Source organism: Sporosarcina sp. P34 (genome assembly GCF_002743375.1).
GTDB lineage: Bacteria > Bacillota > Bacilli > Bacillales_A > Planococcaceae > Sporosarcina.
Window position 1 is genome coordinate 24,691 of sequence record NZ_PDZC01000005.1, and the last position, 19,766, is coordinate 44,456.

Consider the following 19,766-nt stretch of genomic DNA (forward strand, 5'->3'; position numbering starts at 1 on the left):
ATGGTATACTACATCTATAGATAATCTAATGAGTAATAAATCAATTTTAGGAGGTCACCTCATGGAACTATTCAAGCAATACATAGCGGGTATCGATTCCCCGGATCATCGTCAACGTGTAGAGGAAGTGTTGGCGTGGGTGACTACAACATTCCCGAATTTGGAACCGCAAATGAAATGGAATACACCGATGTTTTCCGACCATGGCACATTTATTATTGGTATTTCTACCGCAAAGCATCATATGAGTATTTCGCCTGAACCAGCGGGAATTACACGTTTTGCGGATGAAATTGCGGAAGCGGGCTATAGCGCTACAAGTGGCTTGTTTAGAATCAAATGGAGTGAGCCAGTTGATTATAGTTTGATGGAGAAATTGATCGAATTTAATATGCAAGATAAAATAAATTGTACAACGTTTTGGCGTAAATAAGGCCGTACTGATTTTAAAAGTGCGTATGTATGAAATGAACGAGAAAGTGTTAACATTCGTAAAAGTTTCATGCATAGGTGCTTTTTTGATGTGTAGAATAGCTGTTTCTGTTTGGATGTCATAATTTGAAAGGTGAGGAGCATGTATGCGAACGGTTAGCCCAGAAGTTCAAGAATTGACCCTCAGATCCTTAGAATCCACTTATACTAAACTTTCAAATGCGTATAAGAGTATGATGGAAAAAGGCTCCAATACAACACTTGTTGAAAAAAGACGAGATGCGATAAAAGTGGGATTGGAGAGTTTGAAAGATGTTTGGAATGGTGAAGAGTCCTTCTATAATAAAGAAGATATCTTACAATCTAAAGAGATATTACAAAGCATCATTCCATCTATTGAAAAGCAATTAGCAAAGGCGAAGGATGGTAGCCCTCAAAAAACAGTGAATGAGCGTCGTGTAACCGCGCTCAAACTGGCAATTGAATCCTTAGCGGACCGTCTTCAATAAGTTTCTTTTCCTCGTCGTAATCATAACAAGTATTTTCCATGATATAAAAGCAAAATAATCATATTATGTAAACTATCTAGAAATCAATGTGTACGTAATGAAAAATTCTTAAGACATTTAACTATCCACTCCTTCTATAATAAGTATATTTCCGGGGTAATATCTAGCTATCGTAGTGGCTAAATGTTATCTTGTTTTTTATGGTCAGTAAAAGGTTTGGAGTAAGGTTCAATACATGAAGGATTCAATAATATCCATTCTTAGTTTTGTGTGTTCATAATTTATTAAGCGAATAAAATTGGCATGACAAGTGACCAATTGAGCGTGTATGATAATTTTATTACTTGAAGCTTTCTATGAATTCGCATAATAATTTCCATGCCCCATTATATTCGAGCAGTTTATATGATACAATACATATTATAATACTAAGAATTGAAAAGGGGTTGTTACGTATGTCAACGACAAACAATGCGTTAGTAAAGATTGCTGCTACTGCGAAATGGGAGGAAGGGGTTCGTTCTACACATACGATCCGTGAATTTGAAGGATTTCCGATGGATGAGCCTGTTCATTTAGGCGGGACCGATACCGGAGCGAATCCACTTGAATTTATCGCAGCGGCATTGAATGGCTGTAAGGCAGTTATGATTCCATTAATTGCGAACGAACAAGACTTTGCTTTTTCAGCCATTCATTTTGATACAACAGGTATCGTGGATGCTAGAGGTTTGATGGGAGAAGAAGGTGTAAAAACACATTTCCAAAAAGTCCGTTTTGTTTGCGAAATTACTACGAATGAATCAGATGCAGCGATCGAGCAACTGAAAGCGGAAGTGGAAAGAAGATGTCCCGTATATAATCTATTCGCCGATGCAGGAATACCAGTAGAGTCGAAATGGATCAAAAAATAATTTAGCAAAATTAAAACCGCGTGAAATCAAGTTAGAAAACTTGGCTTCACGCGGTTTTTGAATCTCTTTTACTAAATAACCCTTAACTTATCGTTCGCAAGCAAATCCATCTTTATCACGATCCATCTTAGGTTGATAAGCGGGATGACTGCTCGGCACACCATTAGGATACGTTTTCCTTAGTTCTGTACAATTTTGAAACCATTCCGTCTTTTGGACAGGTGGTGTTGGCTTGGCTGCAGGTGCTGGAGCGACTGGCTGTTTGGTGGGTGCAGGTGCAGGTTTTTCAGATGCCGGTTCTACAGGTTTCTCTTTTACTACTTGCGCGTTAAAGCCTGCGTCCGTAGCATAATCTTCAACTGACCAAATACCCAACTTCTCTTCTTTAGCGATCGCTTGTGCTTTCTCGTAAGGATCAACGTAGCGAGTATTTGGTGGGTAGACGTACGCTACACGAGCTAAACCTTCACTCAACAAAATTTTTTGAATACTTTTTCCATCTACATATACATAGGCAAGTAAACGGTCGTATTTATCAAAGCGTTCACCAACATCGAATTCGATTTCTAGTGTACCGTTCTCAATCAGTTCTTTATTTTTAGCTTTGGCTTCATCCCCGAACGGTTGCTTCCCTAGCCTAGGATGATTGGTTTCAGGTGTGTCGATTAACAAGTATCGGACGTTTTGCTCTTTGCCGTTATATACTATTTTAATTGTATCGCCGTCTATAACTTTCACTAACTCTACAGGGATTCTCGCAGTAGTACCGCTTGTCTCTGTGGAGTCTTTTAGTTTTTCAGGAGTTACGTTTGAAGAATCATTTTTCGGTGGTACCACGACTGGAACCGGTTTTTCTTCAGTCTCTTTAGAACTTTCCTCTTCCGGCTTTTCTATACCTTCTACAGACTCTTTTTCAGGTGCTTCCTTCAGTGTTTCAGAAGGTTCATCTATAGGCGTCTGCTTCACCAATTCATCTTTTTCTACCTCTGGCTCTATATCGTCTGGCACAATTACTGCAGCTACTATGAACATCGCAACGCCTACTAAAGCGAGGATGCCAAACTTTCTCTTCGGCTTTTTAACGATTACTTTAAAAAGTAAGCCAACGATACCTATCACTATAAATAGTAAACCAAATAACGCAAAAAATACAAACATACTATCACTCTCAATTCACTTTAATTGCTTAACACGTACTTCCAAGAGTGAGGTTATCATAGTTTGTCAGAAAGCGATACGCAACTAAGTGCGTAGTGCTATTAGATCAAAATTAATATGTGTGACCACGTAATCTAGAATACATATTTTCATTTATACTACACAGAAACTTACGCGAGATGTTCTTTCAAAGTAGCTGAATAGGAGTGTATACTTACTAACCGAAGTGAATAAGCAAACAAATACTCATTTTGTTTGCTCATAGTTATTAAACATCTAGTACAGCGAAAATTATTAAAAGAATTCGCGACAAAATTCGAACATTTCTATTGCGTAAACTCACTCTATATTGTTTAATAAATTGATTGCTATAATGAAAGGAACTGTGATAAATGAAAAAGATGGTAAGTTACTTAACGTTGTCCATGCTCGTTGCCACATCGCTCGTTGCGTGTACACCAAAAGAAGATTCCTCTAAGGACAAGAAAGAACCTGTCGAGGACGTGAAGACCATTCCGTTGTCAGACGAGAAAGACAAGTACTTGTCAGAAGTAGATGTGGAATATGCTTTTGAATTCGCTAAAGGAATGGAAGAATATAAAACCAATGAGAAGCTTGGCTATCGAACTGCTGGATCGGAAGCGGAACGAAAGACTGGGGAGAAAATTGAAGAAGAAATGAAGAAAATCGGACTGACTGAAGTGACGAAAGATGCATTTACCGTAGATAGTTGGGAGTTCGAGAAGGCTGATTTGTCCTTTACAGATACTGCTGGGAAAGAGTATCTTGCGGTGCTAGGCGGTTATCAAGCGAACTTTGATACGAACGGCGTCAAGGAACTTGAAGTAGTCTACGCTGGAAAAGGAACCGCGGCAGATTTGGAAGGATTGGACATAAAAGGGAAACTCGTATTAATCGATATTAATCAAAGGGAAGAATGGTGGATTAATTATCCTGCCTATCAAGCACATGTTAAAGGGGCAGCTGCAGTAATTGCGGTGCAAGAAGCGGGCTACGGAGAAGTCGATCCCGATGCGTTGAATGCGCAAGACATTTGCGGTCCAGACGATGCACCTGCTTTTTCGATGTCCCAAACCGACGCGGTCGAGTTGAAGAAAGCATTAGAGGCAAGCGAACAAGAGACGCTGACTGTGAAGTTTGATGCTAAATCGACTGTGAAAAAAGATCAAGAAACGTATAATTATTATGGGAAAATCGTCGGGAAAGATCCTGATTCCTACATTTTATTGTCAGCCCATTATGATTCATATTTTGCTGGGTTCCAAGATGACAATGCAGCAATTGCATTAATGCTCGGAATTGCTAAAGGGATGGTCGACAGTGGCTATCAACCCGAAAAGACGTTGGTCTTCAACGCGCTTGCCGCGGAAGAATGGGGTAAGTCGAATACTCGATACGACTGGTCGACGGGCGCTTACAATCAAATCTTCAATATTCATCCCGAGTGGGTCGGTAAGACATTTGCGAATTTGAACTTCGAACTACCCGCATATGAACATACGACAGAAGATGAAATTCGATCCGTCTACGAGTTGAATAACTATTTGACGGAGTTTGCAAAAGAAGTACCTACAGTTGCCGGTGTGTATAAAGACGGAATTTCAGTCGTTTCTCCATTGCGTACGTGGTCAGATGATTTCTCATTCGGTATCGCAGGCGTGCCAGCACTTCGCAATGATTTCCAAGATAGTGAATTCATGAAGACCCACTATCATTCTCAATTCGATAATGAAGATACGTACAATGCCGATGCGCTAGAATTTCACTTAAATCTCTATGGATTATTGACGATACACTATGATCAAACAGCTATCGTGCCATTGGATTTCACGACTCGTTTGCAAGCGATGAAAGACTTGATCGACGCGGATGTATTTGAACAGGCTTCTGTGGCGTCGGATCACTTGACGAAAGAGATCGATCAAGCGATAGCTAGTGCGCAAGACGTGAACAAAAAAGTTGCGGATATGAATAATGAATATGCGGCAGCACTTGAAAAAGAGGATGCAGACCAAGCGAAGAAATTGTACGATGAAAGTCGTGAGTTGAACAGCGGCTTGTTGGCGGCTTATAAATATGCCGAAGATCAATTTGTGCGATTGACATGGGAAGACGAACCGATTTTCCCTCATGAACATGCGCAAAATAACGTGAAAAACTTAGCCGCTTCCATTGAGGCGTTATCTACAGGCGATATCGCCACTCCACTGGATGAATACTTATATGCAATTGACAACAATTGGTACGCTTATGACTTTGATCAGGAAGTATTTAACTACTTTACAGACTACGTCATAAAAGCACCAAAAGAACAACTCATGTGGGGAGCTGGCCGAATTGTCGACCATGAAGATCTGTTCGATACAATCCAGTCATTAAAAACAAAAAAAGAACAAACGAAGCCGGATTTATCAGTGGAAATCACCACGTTGACAAATGCGCTCGACAGACAGAAGAAGCTATTGGAACAAACCGTAACGGATGAAACAGCCAGTGTGAAAAAATTAGGCGAGCTGTTGAGTGAGCTGAAATAAGTACAATGAAGTTCCGGTACGTTTTAAAGTTGTTTAGTAATATTAACTTGATTAACATATTAGCAAAGCATTCAAAGCATCGCATATCGCGGTGCTTTTTTTAATGACAAGATTTTATCAGCTCGCTCAAATCAACTATACCAACGAACCAAACTATATTTAGGACTTCCACTGCGATCCATACGTTAGTCTCTATGAACTTCATAATACAACTTTCCATGCCATAAGATATACTGCATGAAAATCAATTAGGGGGATTGAAATGAATAGAGACGCCAATAATCAATCAACGTTTGACTATATCGTAGTTGGAACGGGTCCGGCGGGTGCTACTATTGCCAGAAAACTAACGGATACTAAACAAAATTCCGTGCTAGTTTTAGAGGCGGGAGATAATAACAGTCAAGAGCAGCCGATTAGAGATTCGTTGTTTGCGCCGCCATTTATTCTCACTGATGACTTTTTCCCGCAATACTTCTGGCAAGGAAAGAGTGTCCCACAGAAAAACGTGAAAGGCAGGTCATTTGATTGGACGGGAGGGCGAACATTGGGTGGCGGATCCTCCATTAACAATAACCAATATGTAAGGCCATCACAGGCGAATATGAAACAGTGGGAAAACCTTCTAGGTCCACTTTGGTCACCTGAACAGCAGACCTATCAATTTGCAAAATTAGAAAATTACAATGGCCAAACCCAAAATCCGAATGCGAGAGGATATAACGGGCAGTTGGATATCAGGCAGGCTCCTGCTAATCCAACCGCCATGGCTGAAAAATTAGTTACAGCGATGGAAAGAGCCACTGGTTTCGCAAGAATTTTAGATTATAACGATCCCAACACACCACTTGGCCCTTTTACGAGGTGGCAGCTTTACCAGACCCCCTATGGTCAACGAGAAAGCGCGGATACAGCGTTTCTTTCATCGGATGCAGTGAATGAAAACGGTGAAGGAGTAAATGGAAGAAGATTATTAGTATCTGTTAATTCAACGGTTCAGCGTGTGATTTTTGATAATGAAAGGCGGGCAATAGGTGTTGAATTTCTTAAGGAAGGAAACTGTTATTACGCATATGCTCGTAAAAAAGTCATTGTATCGGCAGGAATAAATAGTCCTCAACTATTAATGCTTTCTGGAATCGGTCCGTCCGATACACTGAATAAAGCCGGTATTCCCGTCGTTCATCATAACGCGAATGTTGGAAAGAACATGACTACCCATCCAGTTAACACGACCACCTTTACAACAAATTCTAATGACAAAGCACTTCCGGACGCTGATCCCTTTGCGCTGTACACGGGTGGAGCCTTCTTACCAGATCCAACACCCGGTGCAGACCCCAACCGTCGTGGGGTGCAGCTAATTGGTCAAATCGGTACTGGTGGAATGTTAAGCATCGTCATTATTTTATTGGAACCAAAGAGCCAAGGATCTGTCAAAATCCAAAATGGGGATCCATTAAAGATTGTACTTGCCGATGCGGACTTTTTGAATAAACGCTCCGACCTAGAAACTATAAAAAACATTTACAGAGTTTACATTAAAAATATTGCAACAGAACTATCAAAAATAGATTCGCACTATCAACTCGTTACACCATCACTGGAAACCATTCATGACGAAAACAAACTGGAAAAGTTCATTCAGGAAAACGTAGGTCCAACACATCATATACAAGGCACGCTACGAATGGCACCAAATGAAGAAAATGGTGTGGTGAATGCTGCCGGTGAAGTATACGGTGTAAAAGATTTGATCGTTGCGGATGATTCCATTGCACCGTTTGTTTCGGATGGCAATACGTCGGCGCCAGCTTTCTTTATTGGGGCAAACATTGCTGAACACTTAGTGAGACAGGATCGTATGAATTCCGGTGAAATACCATGACAAATTAATAGTGCACATGAGACCATCAAACGTTAAACGTGAAGTGAATATTTCAATAAGAAGTGCCTTTGTGAAAACAAACATGAGTGTTTAACCATTCATAGTTGTTTTCAAAACAGGTGCTTTTTTAATCACTTCAAATAGTATATAATTAGATAAATATCTAATTAGACAAAAGACTAAATACTTTAAGTGAAAGGAGAGGCCCGATTTGAATGAAGTTTTTAAAGCCCTAAATGATGAAACAAGAAGACAAATACTAACGCTACTCAGTGAAAAAGGTTCTTTAACTGCTAGTGAAATACATGAAGAATTCGAGATGAGTAAGCCGAGCATTTCCAACCATTTAAACATCCTGCGTAACGCGGGTCTTGTCAGTTCAGAGAAAAAAGGTCAATATATTTACTACACTCTCCACACAACGGTTCTGCAAGATTTGCTCGTATGGATGATAAAATTGAATAAATAAGTATGTTGTGAGGGATCGCTTTCCCTTGAACGAATGAATACATAGCTTTGTACTTAAGTTATGAGCTATAGATAGAAGATAGAGAAGCGTGAGGAAGGTATTAAAACTCTAGTGACGTTACTTTCATTCTCTATATATTTCATGAACAAACGAAAGTATATTTTGTTTGTTATTCTGTTTTATGCTATATCGGTTGTTTAAGGAAAAATAAAAAGTGCACTTGAGCCAGTAACGAATGTGGATGTTCAACCATTCATGTTCATTGCAGACACGGGTGCTTTTTACATTCCAAACAGAAAAGAATGTTTAGTTAACTTTTAGCAAGGGAAATTACATGGATGAGAAGGCTAGTAGACATGTCCGATGAAATCATGTTTCTACCACTATAAGAGTGTATTTTTAAAAAGGAGTAAGATAAAAATGGATCAAATGAATGTACAATCGATGCGATTGAATGATGGAACGAGCCTTCCTTCAATTGGTTTCGGAACCGTGAAGGTAAAAGGTGCGCAAGGTGTGGTCAGTACGTTAACAGCGATCGAAGCGGGATACAGACTGATTGACACATCAACGAATTATAATAATGAAGGAATGGTAGGGGAAGCTATTCGGCGTTCATCTGTACCTAGAGAAGAATTGATGATCAGTTCCAAACTTCCTGGTGCTTCACATGATTACGAACGAGCGATTCTGATGATTCAAGAGTCACTGTATCGTATCGGAATCGACTACTTTGATAAGTACTTGATTCATTGGCCACTTCCAAAACAAGATCGATACGTAGAAGCGTGGCAAGCGTTAGTCGATGCGCAGAAGTTCGGACTGATTAAGACAATAGGTGTATCTAATTTCTTACCAGAACATCTGGAGCGTATCATTGACACAACTGGTGTAACGCCGGCTACCAATCAAATTGAACGCCATCCGTATTTTACTAATAACGAACTAGTGGAATACAATAAAAGCCGCGGCATTGTAACGGAGGCATGGAGTCCTTTAGGGCGCGAATTAAACGACGTGTTAGAAAATGAAACGATTGTTTCGATCGCCAAAAAGTACAATAAAGAACCTGCGCAAATTATTATTCGCTGGAACTTACAGAATGAAGTCTTAACAGTCGTGAAATCATCTTCTTATGACCATCAAAAAGCAAATCTTGATGTATTCGATTTTGAATTGACTAAAGAAGATATTAGACTTATTGACTCTTTGGATAAAGGCGAAGCGGGGAGAGTAGAAGGGCAACATCCGAATGATTATGAAGAATTCGATTAATTATTTATAAGTTCAATAATCCGCATACCTTCAATTATATAATCAGCGTTCCAGACTTTGAATTTCTAAAGAAAGCAATTTAAGTCTCGTCAAAAAAAATGACCCACCTCGATCCACATTATAAAGTGGCGAGGTGGGTTTTGTTGTTTTTATGGTACGAACGATTTTTCTAGAAAACAAAAAGAGCACAATGGCTCTTTTTGAATGGCAGAACGTCTATTAATAATGAACACTTTCTACTTTCAAGCATTTCGAGCATTTCCTATAAGTGAAGGTTTCGGTATATTCGTGTATACACTGTGCTTGCAAGAGTGCCAATTGTTCTTCTAATTGATGTAGGTTTCGATGTTTTACAGTAATCTGCTGAATTAACTGTTCAGTTGTCATTACTCCATTCACTCCTTATTAAAGATAGATTTCAGCACCGGATTTTTTGAATTCTTTAGCTTTCTCTTTCATGCCATTTTCCATTGCAAGCTTCTCTTCTAAACTGTTTTCATCCGCATATTTTCTAATGTCGTGTGAAATTCGCATACTGCAAAACTTCGGCCCACACATCGAACAGAAGTGGGCGATCTTTGCTCCTTCGGCCGGCAATGTTTCATCATGATATTCCATCGCGCGTTCGGGATCTAAACTTAAATTAAATTGATCTCTCCAACGGAATTCAAAACGGGCTTTTGATAATGCATCGTCCCGTTTGTATGCTTCGGGATGACCTTTTGCCAAATCAGCTGCATGTGCTGCAATTTTATACGTGATGACGCCTTCACGCACATCCTCTTTATTCGGGAGACCGAGATGCTCTTTAGGCGTTACATAACATAACATCGCGGTTCCGAACCAACCGATCATAGCCGCACCAATAGCAGAAGTGATGTGGTCATAGGCAGGCGCAATATCTGTCGTCAAAGGACCAAGTGTATAGAAAGGAGCTTCTTGACAAATCTCCATTTGCTTATCCATGTTTTCCTTGATTAAATGCATTGGCACATGTCCAGGACCTTCTACCATGACTTGTACATCATGGGACCAAGCAATTTTCGTTAGTTCTCCAAGTGTTTCAAGTTCAGCGAATTGGGCCTCGTCATTGGCATCCGCGATAGAGCCTGGACGTAATCCATCTCCTAATGAAAAAGCAATATCGTATTGTTTCATAATTTCACATATATCTTCAAAGTGTGTGTACAGGAAACTTTCTGTATGATGCAACATACACCACTGGGCCATAATAGAGCCACCTCGTGAGACAATGCCCGTCACACGATTAATCGTCATGGGAATATAACGAAGTAGAACACCCGCATGAATGGTAAAATAACTGACACCTTGCTCTGCCTGTTCAATCAACGTGTCACGGAATACTTCCCATGAGAGATCCTCCACTTTGCCGTTAACTTTTTCCAACGCTTGATATAACGGAACCGTTCCCACTGGGACAGGCGAGTTGCGGATAATCCATTCACGCGTTGTGTGAATGTTCTTTCCAGTGGATAAATCCATGATATTATCTGCACCCCAACGTGTAGCCCAGGTCATCTTTTCCACTTCTTCAGCAATGGATGAGGAGACAGCAGAATTACCGATATTCGCATTAATTTTGACATGGAATTTACTGCCGATAATCATCGGTTCCGCTTCTGGGTGGTTAATATTCGACGGGATAATCGCTCGGCCTCGCGCAACTTCGTACCGTACAAGTTCAGGCGTTACATTTTCACGAATCGCAATGAACTCCATCTCAGGTGTAATGATTCCTTTGCGCGCATAATGCATTTGTGTAACATTCATGCCACTTTTTGCTCGTAATGGTTTGCGTTTCAACAATGGAAATTCTGTGTCGTTTTGCATTTGTTCCATGGAACGATACCCGTTATCCCGCGGCTTCACTTGTCTGCCTTCATATTCTTCCACGTCATTTCGTTCTACTATCCAGTTCTTCTTGATATTCGGAAGTCCTTTTTTAATATCAACTGTATAACCAGCTTCCGTGTATTTACCGCTTGTATCGTAAACACGAAAAGGTTCATTCGGAATTTCACCTTGGTCAGTTACAGTCGGTGATAGCTCAATTTCGCGCATCGGTACGAGTATGTCTGGACGACTACCACGTACATAAATCTTTCGACTTGCGGGAAAACATTCCTGAATTTGAATTTCTTCTTTCTTCTCTTGCATTTTGTCATCGTCTCCTTTTGAGGTTTGACCATGACTCGATTCAAGTAAAGGGAATCGGCAACAAAAAAGACCAGTTCCGTAGATAGGACCTGGTCTTCAAAACGCAAAAATACGCGTCGCTGATAAAATGAAAACTTCCCTACGCTGGTACGAGCCAGATCAGGTCCAAAGAGTCCGGAATGCGTGTACTATCATTCCATCTCAGTCCAATAACGTTGGACACCCCTAGTTATAGTATTTAATTGTGTGAACAGGAATAGTCTACCATACAATTAGCTGTTTTTAAAGAGTGAGTATACTTTTGATTTCCATAACACTCAAAAAAGTAGATGCTAATGAGAAATGAATATCTTTGTATGACTTGAAGGATGCATTAGCAGTGATGACGTGAGATAATCAAAAGTGAATAAACAAAGAAGGAAAGATCGTTGTAGTGGAGCTAACGTCGTATAAAATATTAGCGATTGAGAACAATGAAACCTATGGGTATATAAAATCAAATTCCTAACGTGTTATGGGTCATTGTGAATGTAACCAGTCGCATCATATGTGCAGTAATTGGACAAAATATTTTATCGACTAGAAATTTCATTCCCTTGGAGGAGGTAATCACTAAATGTCCTATATTTTATTAATCATTGGATTTATATTATTAATAAAAGGAGCCGATTATTTCGTAGATGGCTCTTCAAATATTGCAAGGCTACTGCAAATTCCCCCTATTTTGATCGGGCTAACCATTGTAGCGCTCGGAACTAGCTCACCAGAAGCGACGGTCAGTATTATTGCGGCGATGGGTGGAAATGCAGACGTCGCAGTGGGGAACGTAGTGGGAAGTAATATTTTCAACATCACCATCGTGGTCGGAATAGCAGCATTCCTATTTCCATTGAAAGTACAGAGCGAAACCATTCGGAAAGAAATTCCGTTCACTTTACTGGCAGGTATTGTCATGTTGGTGTTGATGAGTGATATGGCACTGCAAGGCTTCAGTAGCAATATCCTTACGCGCGGCGATGGAATCATTTTCCTGCTATTCCTCTCGATCTTTATGTACTATGTGATTGAACTCGGCCTTCGAAGTCGTCAAAATTCCACATTTACACAAGCTACTGAGAATGTGAAATGGGGAAAGAATATACTAATTACCTTGGTCGGGCTCGCAGCGATTATTTTCGGAGGAGATTTGGTCGTCGATCATGCTACGAAGATCGCTTATTCTCTTGGTATGAGTGAAGCATTGGTCGGCCTTACCATCATCGCTATCGGTACATCTCTACCTGAATTGGTTACGTCGATTTCAGCGGCTTTGAAAAAAGAAAGTGAAATCGCTTTGGGGAACATCGTCGGAAGCAATATCTTCAATATACTATTCGTTCTCGGGGCTTCCTCTGTCATTACGCCGATCGCGGTGAATGATAAAGTATTTAGTGACGTTGTCATTATGCTTGTATTGACCTTAGTATTGTTGCTATTTGCTAGAACAGGCTTCAAAATTGGTAAGCGTGAAGGTTTGATGCTAGCTGTAACATACGTCGTGTATCTAGTGTATGTTATTTTACGTAATTAAGAAAAACACCTCGGTCTATCCTCGGCACAGATCAATAACAAAAGGCTACTCTCCATTCGTGGAAGTAGCCTTTTCTATCTTTATTGCGCGATATGCAGCATAAAAGTTATGATCGATAACTATAAATTGAAAAGCTCTCGTTATCTCCACTTATAGCCGATCCCCCAAACCGTCAACAAAATCTCTTCGATAGGAAAATTGGATTTCCTCAACTTATCCCGTAGATTTCGAATATGAGAATCGACTGTCCGGACTTCTGTAAACGTGTCGTATTCCCAAGCTACTTGAAGCAAGTCTTCCCGTGTGAACGTTCGATTTGGCCGGTTCATCATCGCTTCTATGATATAGAATTTCTTTAACGTTAGACGTACTTCATGCGTGTCATATAGGATGGAATAGGATTCCAAGTCAAGAGGAAATGGGCCTTCTTGAATAGTCTTTGGTTGATTTTCTTCCTCTGTACGTCGTAATGCCACACGTACTCTTGCTGTGAGTTCGCGTTCGTCAAATGGTTTCGTAATATAATCATCCGCACCTTGGTCGAGTCCTTTCACCACATCTGATTTATCGGATCGAGCAGCACGAGATGTACATCCTCCATCCAAGTGAATAACTGCGGTTTCAAACGGATTCACCAGCCACAAATGCCGTCACACAATCTTCGGATAATGTTCGATCTTTTCATAGCATCTCATTAATCACCAAGTTAATTATTAGAAGATTTGAAATTTTGTGTTGACAATGAATTTATTTAGAAGTATGATATGACCATATAGAAACATTGTTTTCTATATAAAACAGAAGACTTCTTTGAATAAGCGTTTTCGTCAAGAGGTCTAAAATAGGGAGGAAGAAAACATGGAGTTCACAACAGTAGAGGATTTTGAAAAGAAATATATTGCGAGATTGGGAGATAGAAAGTTGGACTGGAACGTTTTAAAGTTCCAAGAAGAATTAGATCCGAGATATCGCCGTGCACAAATGCGCTATATTGGACGTGGTGCAACAGCAAACAAAGATTCAAATGTAATTGAAGCAAACAACTTCACATTAAGCACGATGGTTTTACCAGCTGGTTCAATTGGTCCATTGCACTTACACTCAGACGTAGAAGAAGTGTTCTTCATTTTGGAAGGTGAAATGACGGTCCTTTTGGAGTATGAAGGAAAAGAGTATGAGATAAAAATGAATAAGCGCGACTGTGTCAGCGTACCACCCGGCATTCAGCGTGGTATCCGCAACGATGGAAAAGAAGATGCGATGATGCTTGTTATGCTAGGTGCGGCAAAACCACAACTACCGACTTATCCAGAAGGCAGCGAACTTGAAAAGATTCGCATTGAGCGTGCGAAAGAAAGAGAAGCGATTGTTGCGCAGGCAGACCGCTAATTTATCGATGGATCAACTGATCTTCAATCAAAAAATATTTTTGCACAGAATGTAGAGGCGTCTACCATAGAAGACTTTCATCTCTAAAAGTGACAAAATGATAGCGCTTTAATTATCCAGTTTAGCAGGTCATCCAAACTCTAGATGACTTGCGTTCTTAATCTGGATGCAATTACGCCTCGGCGTAATTGATTACATAGTTTCATATTTTACTTAACGGTAGAGGTGCATCGACATCAATCGAAGGAAAGTGAGGAATTTAAAATGAAAATCGATGAGAAAGTATACGACATTACAATAATTGGAGGTGGCCCTGCTGGGTTGTTTACTGCATTCTATGGAGGAATGCGGGAAGCTAGTGTGAAGATTATAGAAAGTTTACCTCAGTTAGGTGGCCAGTTGTCAGTACTCTATCCGGAAAAGTATATTTACGATATTGCTGGATTGCCGAAAGTCCGTGCCCAAGAATTGATCGATAATTTAAAGGAACAAGTGAATATGTTCCCAACGACAATCTGCTTGGAGCAAGCTGTACAAACGGTGGAAAGTCAAGAAGACGGGATTTTTAAACTCCAAACGAATCAAGAAATTCATTTTTCAAAGACGATCATTATTACGGCAGGGAACGGAGCATTTGCAGCTCGTCGCTTAGGGATTGAAGGCGCGGAGCAATTCGAAGGGAAAAACCTTCATTATTTCATTGACAACTTAAATAGGTTTACGGATAAAGAAGTGGCAGTATGTGGCGGGGGAGACTCGGCGGTCGACTGGGCATTGATGCTCGAACCGATTGCGAAAAAAGTTACCATCATCCATCGACGCGATAAATTCCGCGCTCACGAACATAGCGTGGAAAATTTGAAAAAATCCAGTGTGGAAATCAAAACCCCTTATGTTCCGTCTGAACTGATCGGAGATGAAGGTGGTATTAAACAAATCGTCATCGAAGAGCCTAAAACTGAAAACTGTGAAGTGATTGATGTCGATGACTTTATCGTCAACTATGGATTCGTTTCCGCGCTCGGTCCAATTAAAGATTGGGGATTGGAGATTGAGAAAAATTGCATAATCGTTAACAATAAAATGGAAACGAACATTCCTGGCATTTATGCTGTGGGTGACATTGCAACGTATGAAGGGAAAGTAAAACTGATTGCCACCGGATTCGGTGAGGCACCGGTCGCAGTTAGTAATGCAAAGCAGTACATTGACCCGAATGTACGTTTACAACCGAAACATAGTACGGCAATCTTTGCATAAAGTTTTACGATAATATATATGTTGAAGTTATTTTGGCTATAACTATCGGCTTACTGTCCGAATTGCTATCTATCGTAATTTTATCGACAAAAATCAGCGGTTGAATGTTAACTTATATGATTTTAACAGTAACCGTGCTAAAAGGGGCAGATTTCATGAAAACAGATCTTTCGTGGAAAGTGGGAGGACAGCAAGGGGAAGGAATTGAAAGTACGGGTGAGATTTTCTCCAAAACTCTGAACCGGCTCGGTTTTTATTTATATGGATATCGCCACTTTTCATCTAGAATTAAAGGTGGTCATACGAACAATAAAATTCGCGTTAGTACTGAAAAAGTCCAGGCAGTTGCCGATAATTTAGACATACTTCTTGCATTCGATCAAGAAACGATTGATCTAAACTATCATGAATTACATGAAAAAGGTGTTATCATTGCTGATACGAAATTTAAACCAGTGAAGCCGGAAGACTCGAAGGCTGAAATATATCCTGTTCCATTTACTGATATCGCTTCCGACCTCGGCACTTCTTTGATGAAAAATATGGTAGCGATCGGTGCTACTTGTGCCGTTATGAATTTGGAGGTTGAGGATTTCTCTGTTGTTATCGAAGAGATATTTAATAGAAAAGGCGGAGATATGGTTCAGAAAAATATGAAGGCTATCCAAGAAGGGTATATGTATATGCAAAAAAGCCTTGGAGAAAAAGCCTCAACTTTATATCTTGCAAAGGCTGAAAATACTCATAAACGGATGTTTCTGATTGGTAATGATGCGATTGCGCTTGGGGCTTTGACAGCAGGGGTTCGTTTTATGCCTGCTTACCCAATTACACCAGCCTCAGACATTATGGAGTATTTAATTAAAAAGTTACCAAGAGTGGGTGGAACAGTCATTCAAACAGAAGATGAAATTGCTGCTGTGACGATGGCAATCGGTTCTAACTATGCGGGTGCTCGTTCTTTCACTGCATCATCTGGTCCTGGATTATCCTTAATGATGGAAGCGATTGGCCTTTCCGGCATGACGGAAACCCCTCTTGTGGTTGTTGATACACAGCGTGGTGGGCCATCTACAGGATTACCAACAAAGCAAGAACAGTCGGATTTAATGGCGATAATCTATGGGAATCATGGAGAAATCCCGAAGGTTGTCATTGCGCCAAGTACAGCTGATGAAGCTTTTTACGATACGATAGAAGCATTTAATATTGCAGATGAATACCAGTGCCCTGTTATTTTATTAACCGATTTACAACTTTCGTTAGCAAAACAAACCGTAGAAACTTTTGATTTTGATAAAGTACACATTCGACGAGGTAAGTTAATTACTAGTGACATTGAACAAACGGATGAAAAGGATTATTTTAAACGCTACGAAGTAACAGGAGATGGTGTCTCTCCACGTGTGATCCCAGGGGTGAAAGGTGGCATTCATCATGTAACTGGTGTCGAGCATGACGAAGCAGGTAGACCAAATGAAACTGCAAGTAATCGTAAACAACAAATGGATAAGAGAATGCGTAAATTATCCAACTTGACAGAACGATTCCCAAATCCAATCACAGTGAATGTTCCAACAACAAAAACAGATCTTTTACTAATTGGATTTAATGCAACGCGTGGTGCTATTGAAGAAGCTGTTCACCGTCTGAGAGAAGATGGATTGAACGTAAATCACTTGCAAATTCGACTCATTCACCCATTCCCGGCGGCAGCTATTAAGCCTTATATAGACGGGGCAGATTATGTACTTGTTGCAGAAAGCAATGCGACGGGGCAACTTGCCAATATTATAAAAATGAATGTTGGTCATGTCAATAAAATTCAAAGCATATTGAAATATGATGGTGATCCATTCCAACCACACCATATTTACGACGCGGGCAAGGAGTTGTTAGAACATGTCTACATCAACAATTAAAGATTTTAGAAATGGTGTGAAACCAAATTGGTGTCCAGGCTGTGGAGATTTCTCTGTACAAGCAGCGATCCAGCGTGGTGCAGCTAATCTGAATCTTTCTCCAGAAGATCTGGCGGTTATCTCTGGAATTGGCTGTTCTGGTCGTATTTCAGGCTATATTAGATCCTACGGTCTACATGGAATTCACGGGAGGGCGCTACCGATTGCTCAAGGAGTAAAGATGGGGAATCGTGATCTTACTGTCGTTGCGGCTGGGGGAGATGGCGATGGTTTTGCGATCGGGATTGGACATACAATTCATGCGATGCGGCGCAATATGGATATAACCTATATTGTTATGGATAATCAAATTTACGGCTTGACAAAAGGTCAGACATCACCGCGTTCAGAGGATGGGTTTATCACATCGTCAACACCGGAAGGATCAATTGAAAAAGCATTATCTCCAATGGAGATGGCGATTACAAGTGGAGCTAGTTTTGTGGCGCAATGTTTTTCAGCGGATATTAAAGAATTGACTGCGACAATAGAAGCAGGAATACAACATAAAGGTTTTTCTATTATTAACGTCTATAGTCCATGTGTTACTTACAATAAAGTAAATACGTATGACTGGTTCAAAGAGAATTTGTCTAAATTAAGTGATATAGATGGATACGATGCTTCAAACCGCGAAATGGCCATGAACACTTTAATGAAACATAATAGCCTAGTAACTGGAATTGTTTATCAAGAAGAGAAGCCTTCTTATCAAGAGTTAGTAAAAGGGTATGCTGAGCAACCCTTGGCCCATATGAATCTCGATTTACAACCTGAACTTTTTAGGGAACTTGTAAACGAGTTCATCTAGTTTTTTGCACAAGATTGAAAGACATAAATCTAATTGTGCGGAGGCGCAATTGATAATAGAAGATGAAAGGGGAATCCCAATATGAAGAAGTATACATTAGTAGAACAAGAGACTTGTATCGCTTGCAGTGCGTGTGGAGCTACTGCCCCCGATATATTTGATTATGATGATGATGGCCTATCCTATAGTATTCTCGACGATAATACAGGTGTTACGCCAATAGGAGAAGATTTAGTAGATGATCTTATGGATGCTTGTGAGGGATGTCCAACAGACTCGATACAAGTAGCAGACGAACCGTTTCTACGTGTAGCTGAAAAATAATATCCTAAGATAGAAGTCTCCCTTCTTATAATGTAATGACGATGTAGATTCTCAATTTTAATTATAGACAGGGGGAATAAGAGGTCGCTTCTTATTTCCTTTTTTGTTTATTTTAAGAAGTTGTTTGAATATAACGTATCTTGGTAATAGTCAGTTTGGACTTGGGAGTCGCTTGACTTTATGAAGAATAAGTACGTACAATCAATCTTAATATCGAAAACTTTGTTTTATTGATAAAACATAGAAAAGACGATAAAAATGCTTGAGGAGGGGTTTTATGTCGAAAGTGGAGTTGGTGGATCTGCCTATTCATTATCTCAGAGAAGGAAGTGGACCACCGCTGGTCTTATTGCATGGCTTAGGAAATAACTCGAAGTCATGGATTCATCAATTGGAAGGGCTGAAGAAAGATTATACGGTAATTGCTTGGGATGCTCCCGGTTACGGTCAAAGTGCGGACCCTGTTCCAGAATTACAACATTTTTCCCAGTTTGCGGATCGTTTAAAGAAATTTCTTGATGATCTTCTATTAGAGGAAGTCTATTTGTTAGGGCATTCGATGGGGGCGGCGATTGCGATCGATTTTGCGATAAGGTTTCCTGAAATGGTTACCAAATTGATGATTGCTGCACCGACCCGAGGAGCGGCTGGGCTCAATGAAGAAGAAAATATAAAGAAAAGAAAAGCTCGGCATGATCTCGTGGAAAATACTCCACCGGAAGAATTAGCAAGACAAAGAACGTCTGCACTGCTCGCTGCAAACGTAGATTCTGCAATTTTGGAATATGCGCAAAACATTATGGCTGAAGTCCGACCGGCGGGTTATAAATCAGTTGCCAACAGTTTATATCACCTGAATCAAATGGATGAGTATTCAAAAGTTATGGTTTCGACACTGGTAATTTGTGGAGAAGAGGACCAGGTGACGCCTGTCAGCGAGTCGAAAATTATTGTCGAAAGGCTGAAAGACGGACGTTTGAAGACAATAGCGGATGCGGGCCATCTCAGTTACATGGAAAAACCGGAAGTATTCAATAAATATGTATTAGATTTTTTAAGAGAAGAGGAATAGA

17 protein-coding genes and 1 riboswitch are annotated in these 19,766 nt (G+C 40.2%); of the genes, 14 read left to right on the top strand and 3 right to left on the bottom strand.

The window, feature by feature from the left end; genetic code table 11:
• The first annotated feature begins 61 nt into the window (after positions 1 to 61).
• The 3 genes from CSV63_RS09275 (at position 62) to CSV63_RS09285 (ending at position 1,855) form a co-directional block, all read left to right on the top strand.
• Positions 62 to 433, top strand: a complete 372-nt coding sequence (locus CSV63_RS09275; RefSeq protein ID WP_099695598.1) for an iron chaperone — start codon at positions 62 to 64, stop codon at positions 431 to 433.
• Between the two features lie 145 nt (positions 434 to 578).
• Entirely contained in the window at positions 579 to 941 is a 363-nt protein-coding gene (locus CSV63_RS09280; RefSeq protein ID WP_099695599.1) for a hypothetical protein, read from the top strand.
• Positions 942 to 1,396: 455 nt separating this feature from the next.
• Positions 1,397 to 1,855 carry an OsmC family protein gene (locus CSV63_RS09285; protein WP_099695600.1) on the top strand — a complete coding sequence of 153 codons (459 nt, stop codon included), beginning with the start codon at positions 1,397 to 1,399 and terminating at the stop codon, positions 1,853 to 1,855.
• 87 nt (positions 1,856 to 1,942) lie between these two features.
• Here the strand turns inward: CSV63_RS09285 and CSV63_RS09290 are convergent, their stop codons facing one another.
• On the bottom strand, positions 1,943 to 3,013 hold the full coding sequence (locus CSV63_RS09290; RefSeq protein ID WP_233192025.1) for a thermonuclease family protein: 1,071 nt from the start codon (positions 3,011 to 3,013) through the stop codon (positions 1,943 to 1,945).
• A 392-nt stretch (positions 3,014 to 3,405) separates the two neighbouring features.
• On the opposite strand from CSV63_RS09290, the gene CSV63_RS09295 reads away from it, so the two are divergent.
• From CSV63_RS09295 to CSV63_RS09310, 4 genes are all read left to right on the top strand, one after another.
• Positions 3,406 to 5,568 carry a M28 family peptidase gene (locus CSV63_RS09295; RefSeq protein ID WP_199203638.1) on the top strand — a complete coding sequence of 721 codons (2,163 nt, stop codon included), beginning with the start codon at positions 3,406 to 3,408 and terminating at the stop codon, positions 5,566 to 5,568.
• 262 nt (positions 5,569 to 5,830) lie between these two features.
• Entirely contained in the window at positions 5,831 to 7,456 is a 1,626-nt protein-coding gene (locus CSV63_RS09300) for a GMC family oxidoreductase (RefSeq protein WP_099695601.1), read from the top strand.
• Positions 7,457 to 7,667: 211 nt separating this feature from the next.
• The gene (locus CSV63_RS09305) at positions 7,668 to 7,925 is read left to right on the top strand and encodes an autorepressor SdpR family transcription factor (protein WP_099636381.1); all 258 of its coding nucleotides are present in this window, start codon (positions 7,668 to 7,670) and stop codon (positions 7,923 to 7,925) included.
• Between the two features lie 420 nt (positions 7,926 to 8,345).
• Positions 8,346 to 9,200: an aldo/keto reductase gene (locus CSV63_RS09310; protein ID WP_369823826.1), complete on the top strand. Its 855-nt coding sequence runs from the start codon at positions 8,346 to 8,348 to the stop codon at positions 9,198 to 9,200.
• 405 nt (positions 9,201 to 9,605) lie between these two features.
• Here CSV63_RS09310 and thiC read toward each other — a convergent pair whose 3' ends face one another.
• Positions 9,606 to 11,378 (bottom strand): phosphomethylpyrimidine synthase ThiC, encoded by a 1,773-nt coding sequence (gene thiC / locus CSV63_RS09315; RefSeq protein ID WP_099695602.1) that lies wholly within the window; start codon positions 11,376 to 11,378, stop codon positions 9,606 to 9,608.
• A 119-nt stretch (positions 11,379 to 11,497) separates the two neighbouring features.
• Positions 11,498 to 11,615: riboswitch (TPP riboswitch) on the bottom strand.
• A gap of 379 nt (positions 11,616 to 11,994) precedes the next feature.
• Between thiC and CSV63_RS09320 the strand changes: the two genes are divergently transcribed.
• Positions 11,995 to 12,948, top strand: a complete 954-nt coding sequence (locus CSV63_RS09320) for a calcium/sodium antiporter (protein WP_099695603.1) — start codon at positions 11,995 to 11,997, stop codon at positions 12,946 to 12,948.
• Positions 12,949 to 13,088: 140 nt separating this feature from the next.
• Here CSV63_RS09320 and CSV63_RS09325 read toward each other — a convergent pair whose 3' ends face one another.
• Positions 13,089 to 13,583 (bottom strand): response regulator transcription factor, encoded by a 495-nt coding sequence (locus tag CSV63_RS09325; protein ID WP_233189553.1) that lies wholly within the window; start codon positions 13,581 to 13,583, stop codon positions 13,089 to 13,091.
• Between the two features lie 223 nt (positions 13,584 to 13,806).
• Between CSV63_RS09325 and CSV63_RS09330 the strand changes: the two genes are divergently transcribed.
• The 6 genes from CSV63_RS09330 (at position 13,807) to CSV63_RS09355 (ending at position 19,765) form a co-directional block, all read left to right on the top strand.
• On the top strand, positions 13,807 to 14,337 hold the full coding sequence (locus tag CSV63_RS09330; RefSeq protein ID WP_085130871.1) for a cupin domain-containing protein: 531 nt from the start codon (positions 13,807 to 13,809) through the stop codon (positions 14,335 to 14,337).
• Between the two features lie 264 nt (positions 14,338 to 14,601).
• Complete coding sequence (locus CSV63_RS09335) at positions 14,602 to 15,597, top strand: NAD(P)/FAD-dependent oxidoreductase (protein WP_099636377.1); 996 nt, start codon at positions 14,602 to 14,604, stop codon at positions 15,595 to 15,597.
• A 155-nt stretch (positions 15,598 to 15,752) separates the two neighbouring features.
• The gene (locus tag CSV63_RS09340) at positions 15,753 to 17,519 is read left to right on the top strand and encodes a 2-oxoacid:acceptor oxidoreductase subunit alpha (protein WP_099636376.1); all 1,767 of its coding nucleotides are present in this window, start codon (positions 15,753 to 15,755) and stop codon (positions 17,517 to 17,519) included.
• Entirely contained in the window at positions 17,500 to 18,369 is an 870-nt protein-coding gene (locus CSV63_RS09345; RefSeq protein WP_099636375.1) for a 2-oxoacid:ferredoxin oxidoreductase subunit beta, read from the top strand. Before CSV63_RS09340 ends, CSV63_RS09345 begins: the two co-directional genes overlap by 20 nt.
• 81 nt (positions 18,370 to 18,450) lie before the next feature.
• On the top strand, positions 18,451 to 18,693 hold the full coding sequence (locus CSV63_RS09350; protein WP_099636374.1) for a ferredoxin: 243 nt from the start codon (positions 18,451 to 18,453) through the stop codon (positions 18,691 to 18,693).
• A gap of 277 nt (positions 18,694 to 18,970) precedes the next feature.
• Entirely contained in the window at positions 18,971 to 19,765 is a 795-nt protein-coding gene (locus CSV63_RS09355) for an alpha/beta fold hydrolase (RefSeq protein WP_099695604.1), read from the top strand.
• The last annotated feature ends 1 nt before the right edge of the window (position 19,766 follow it).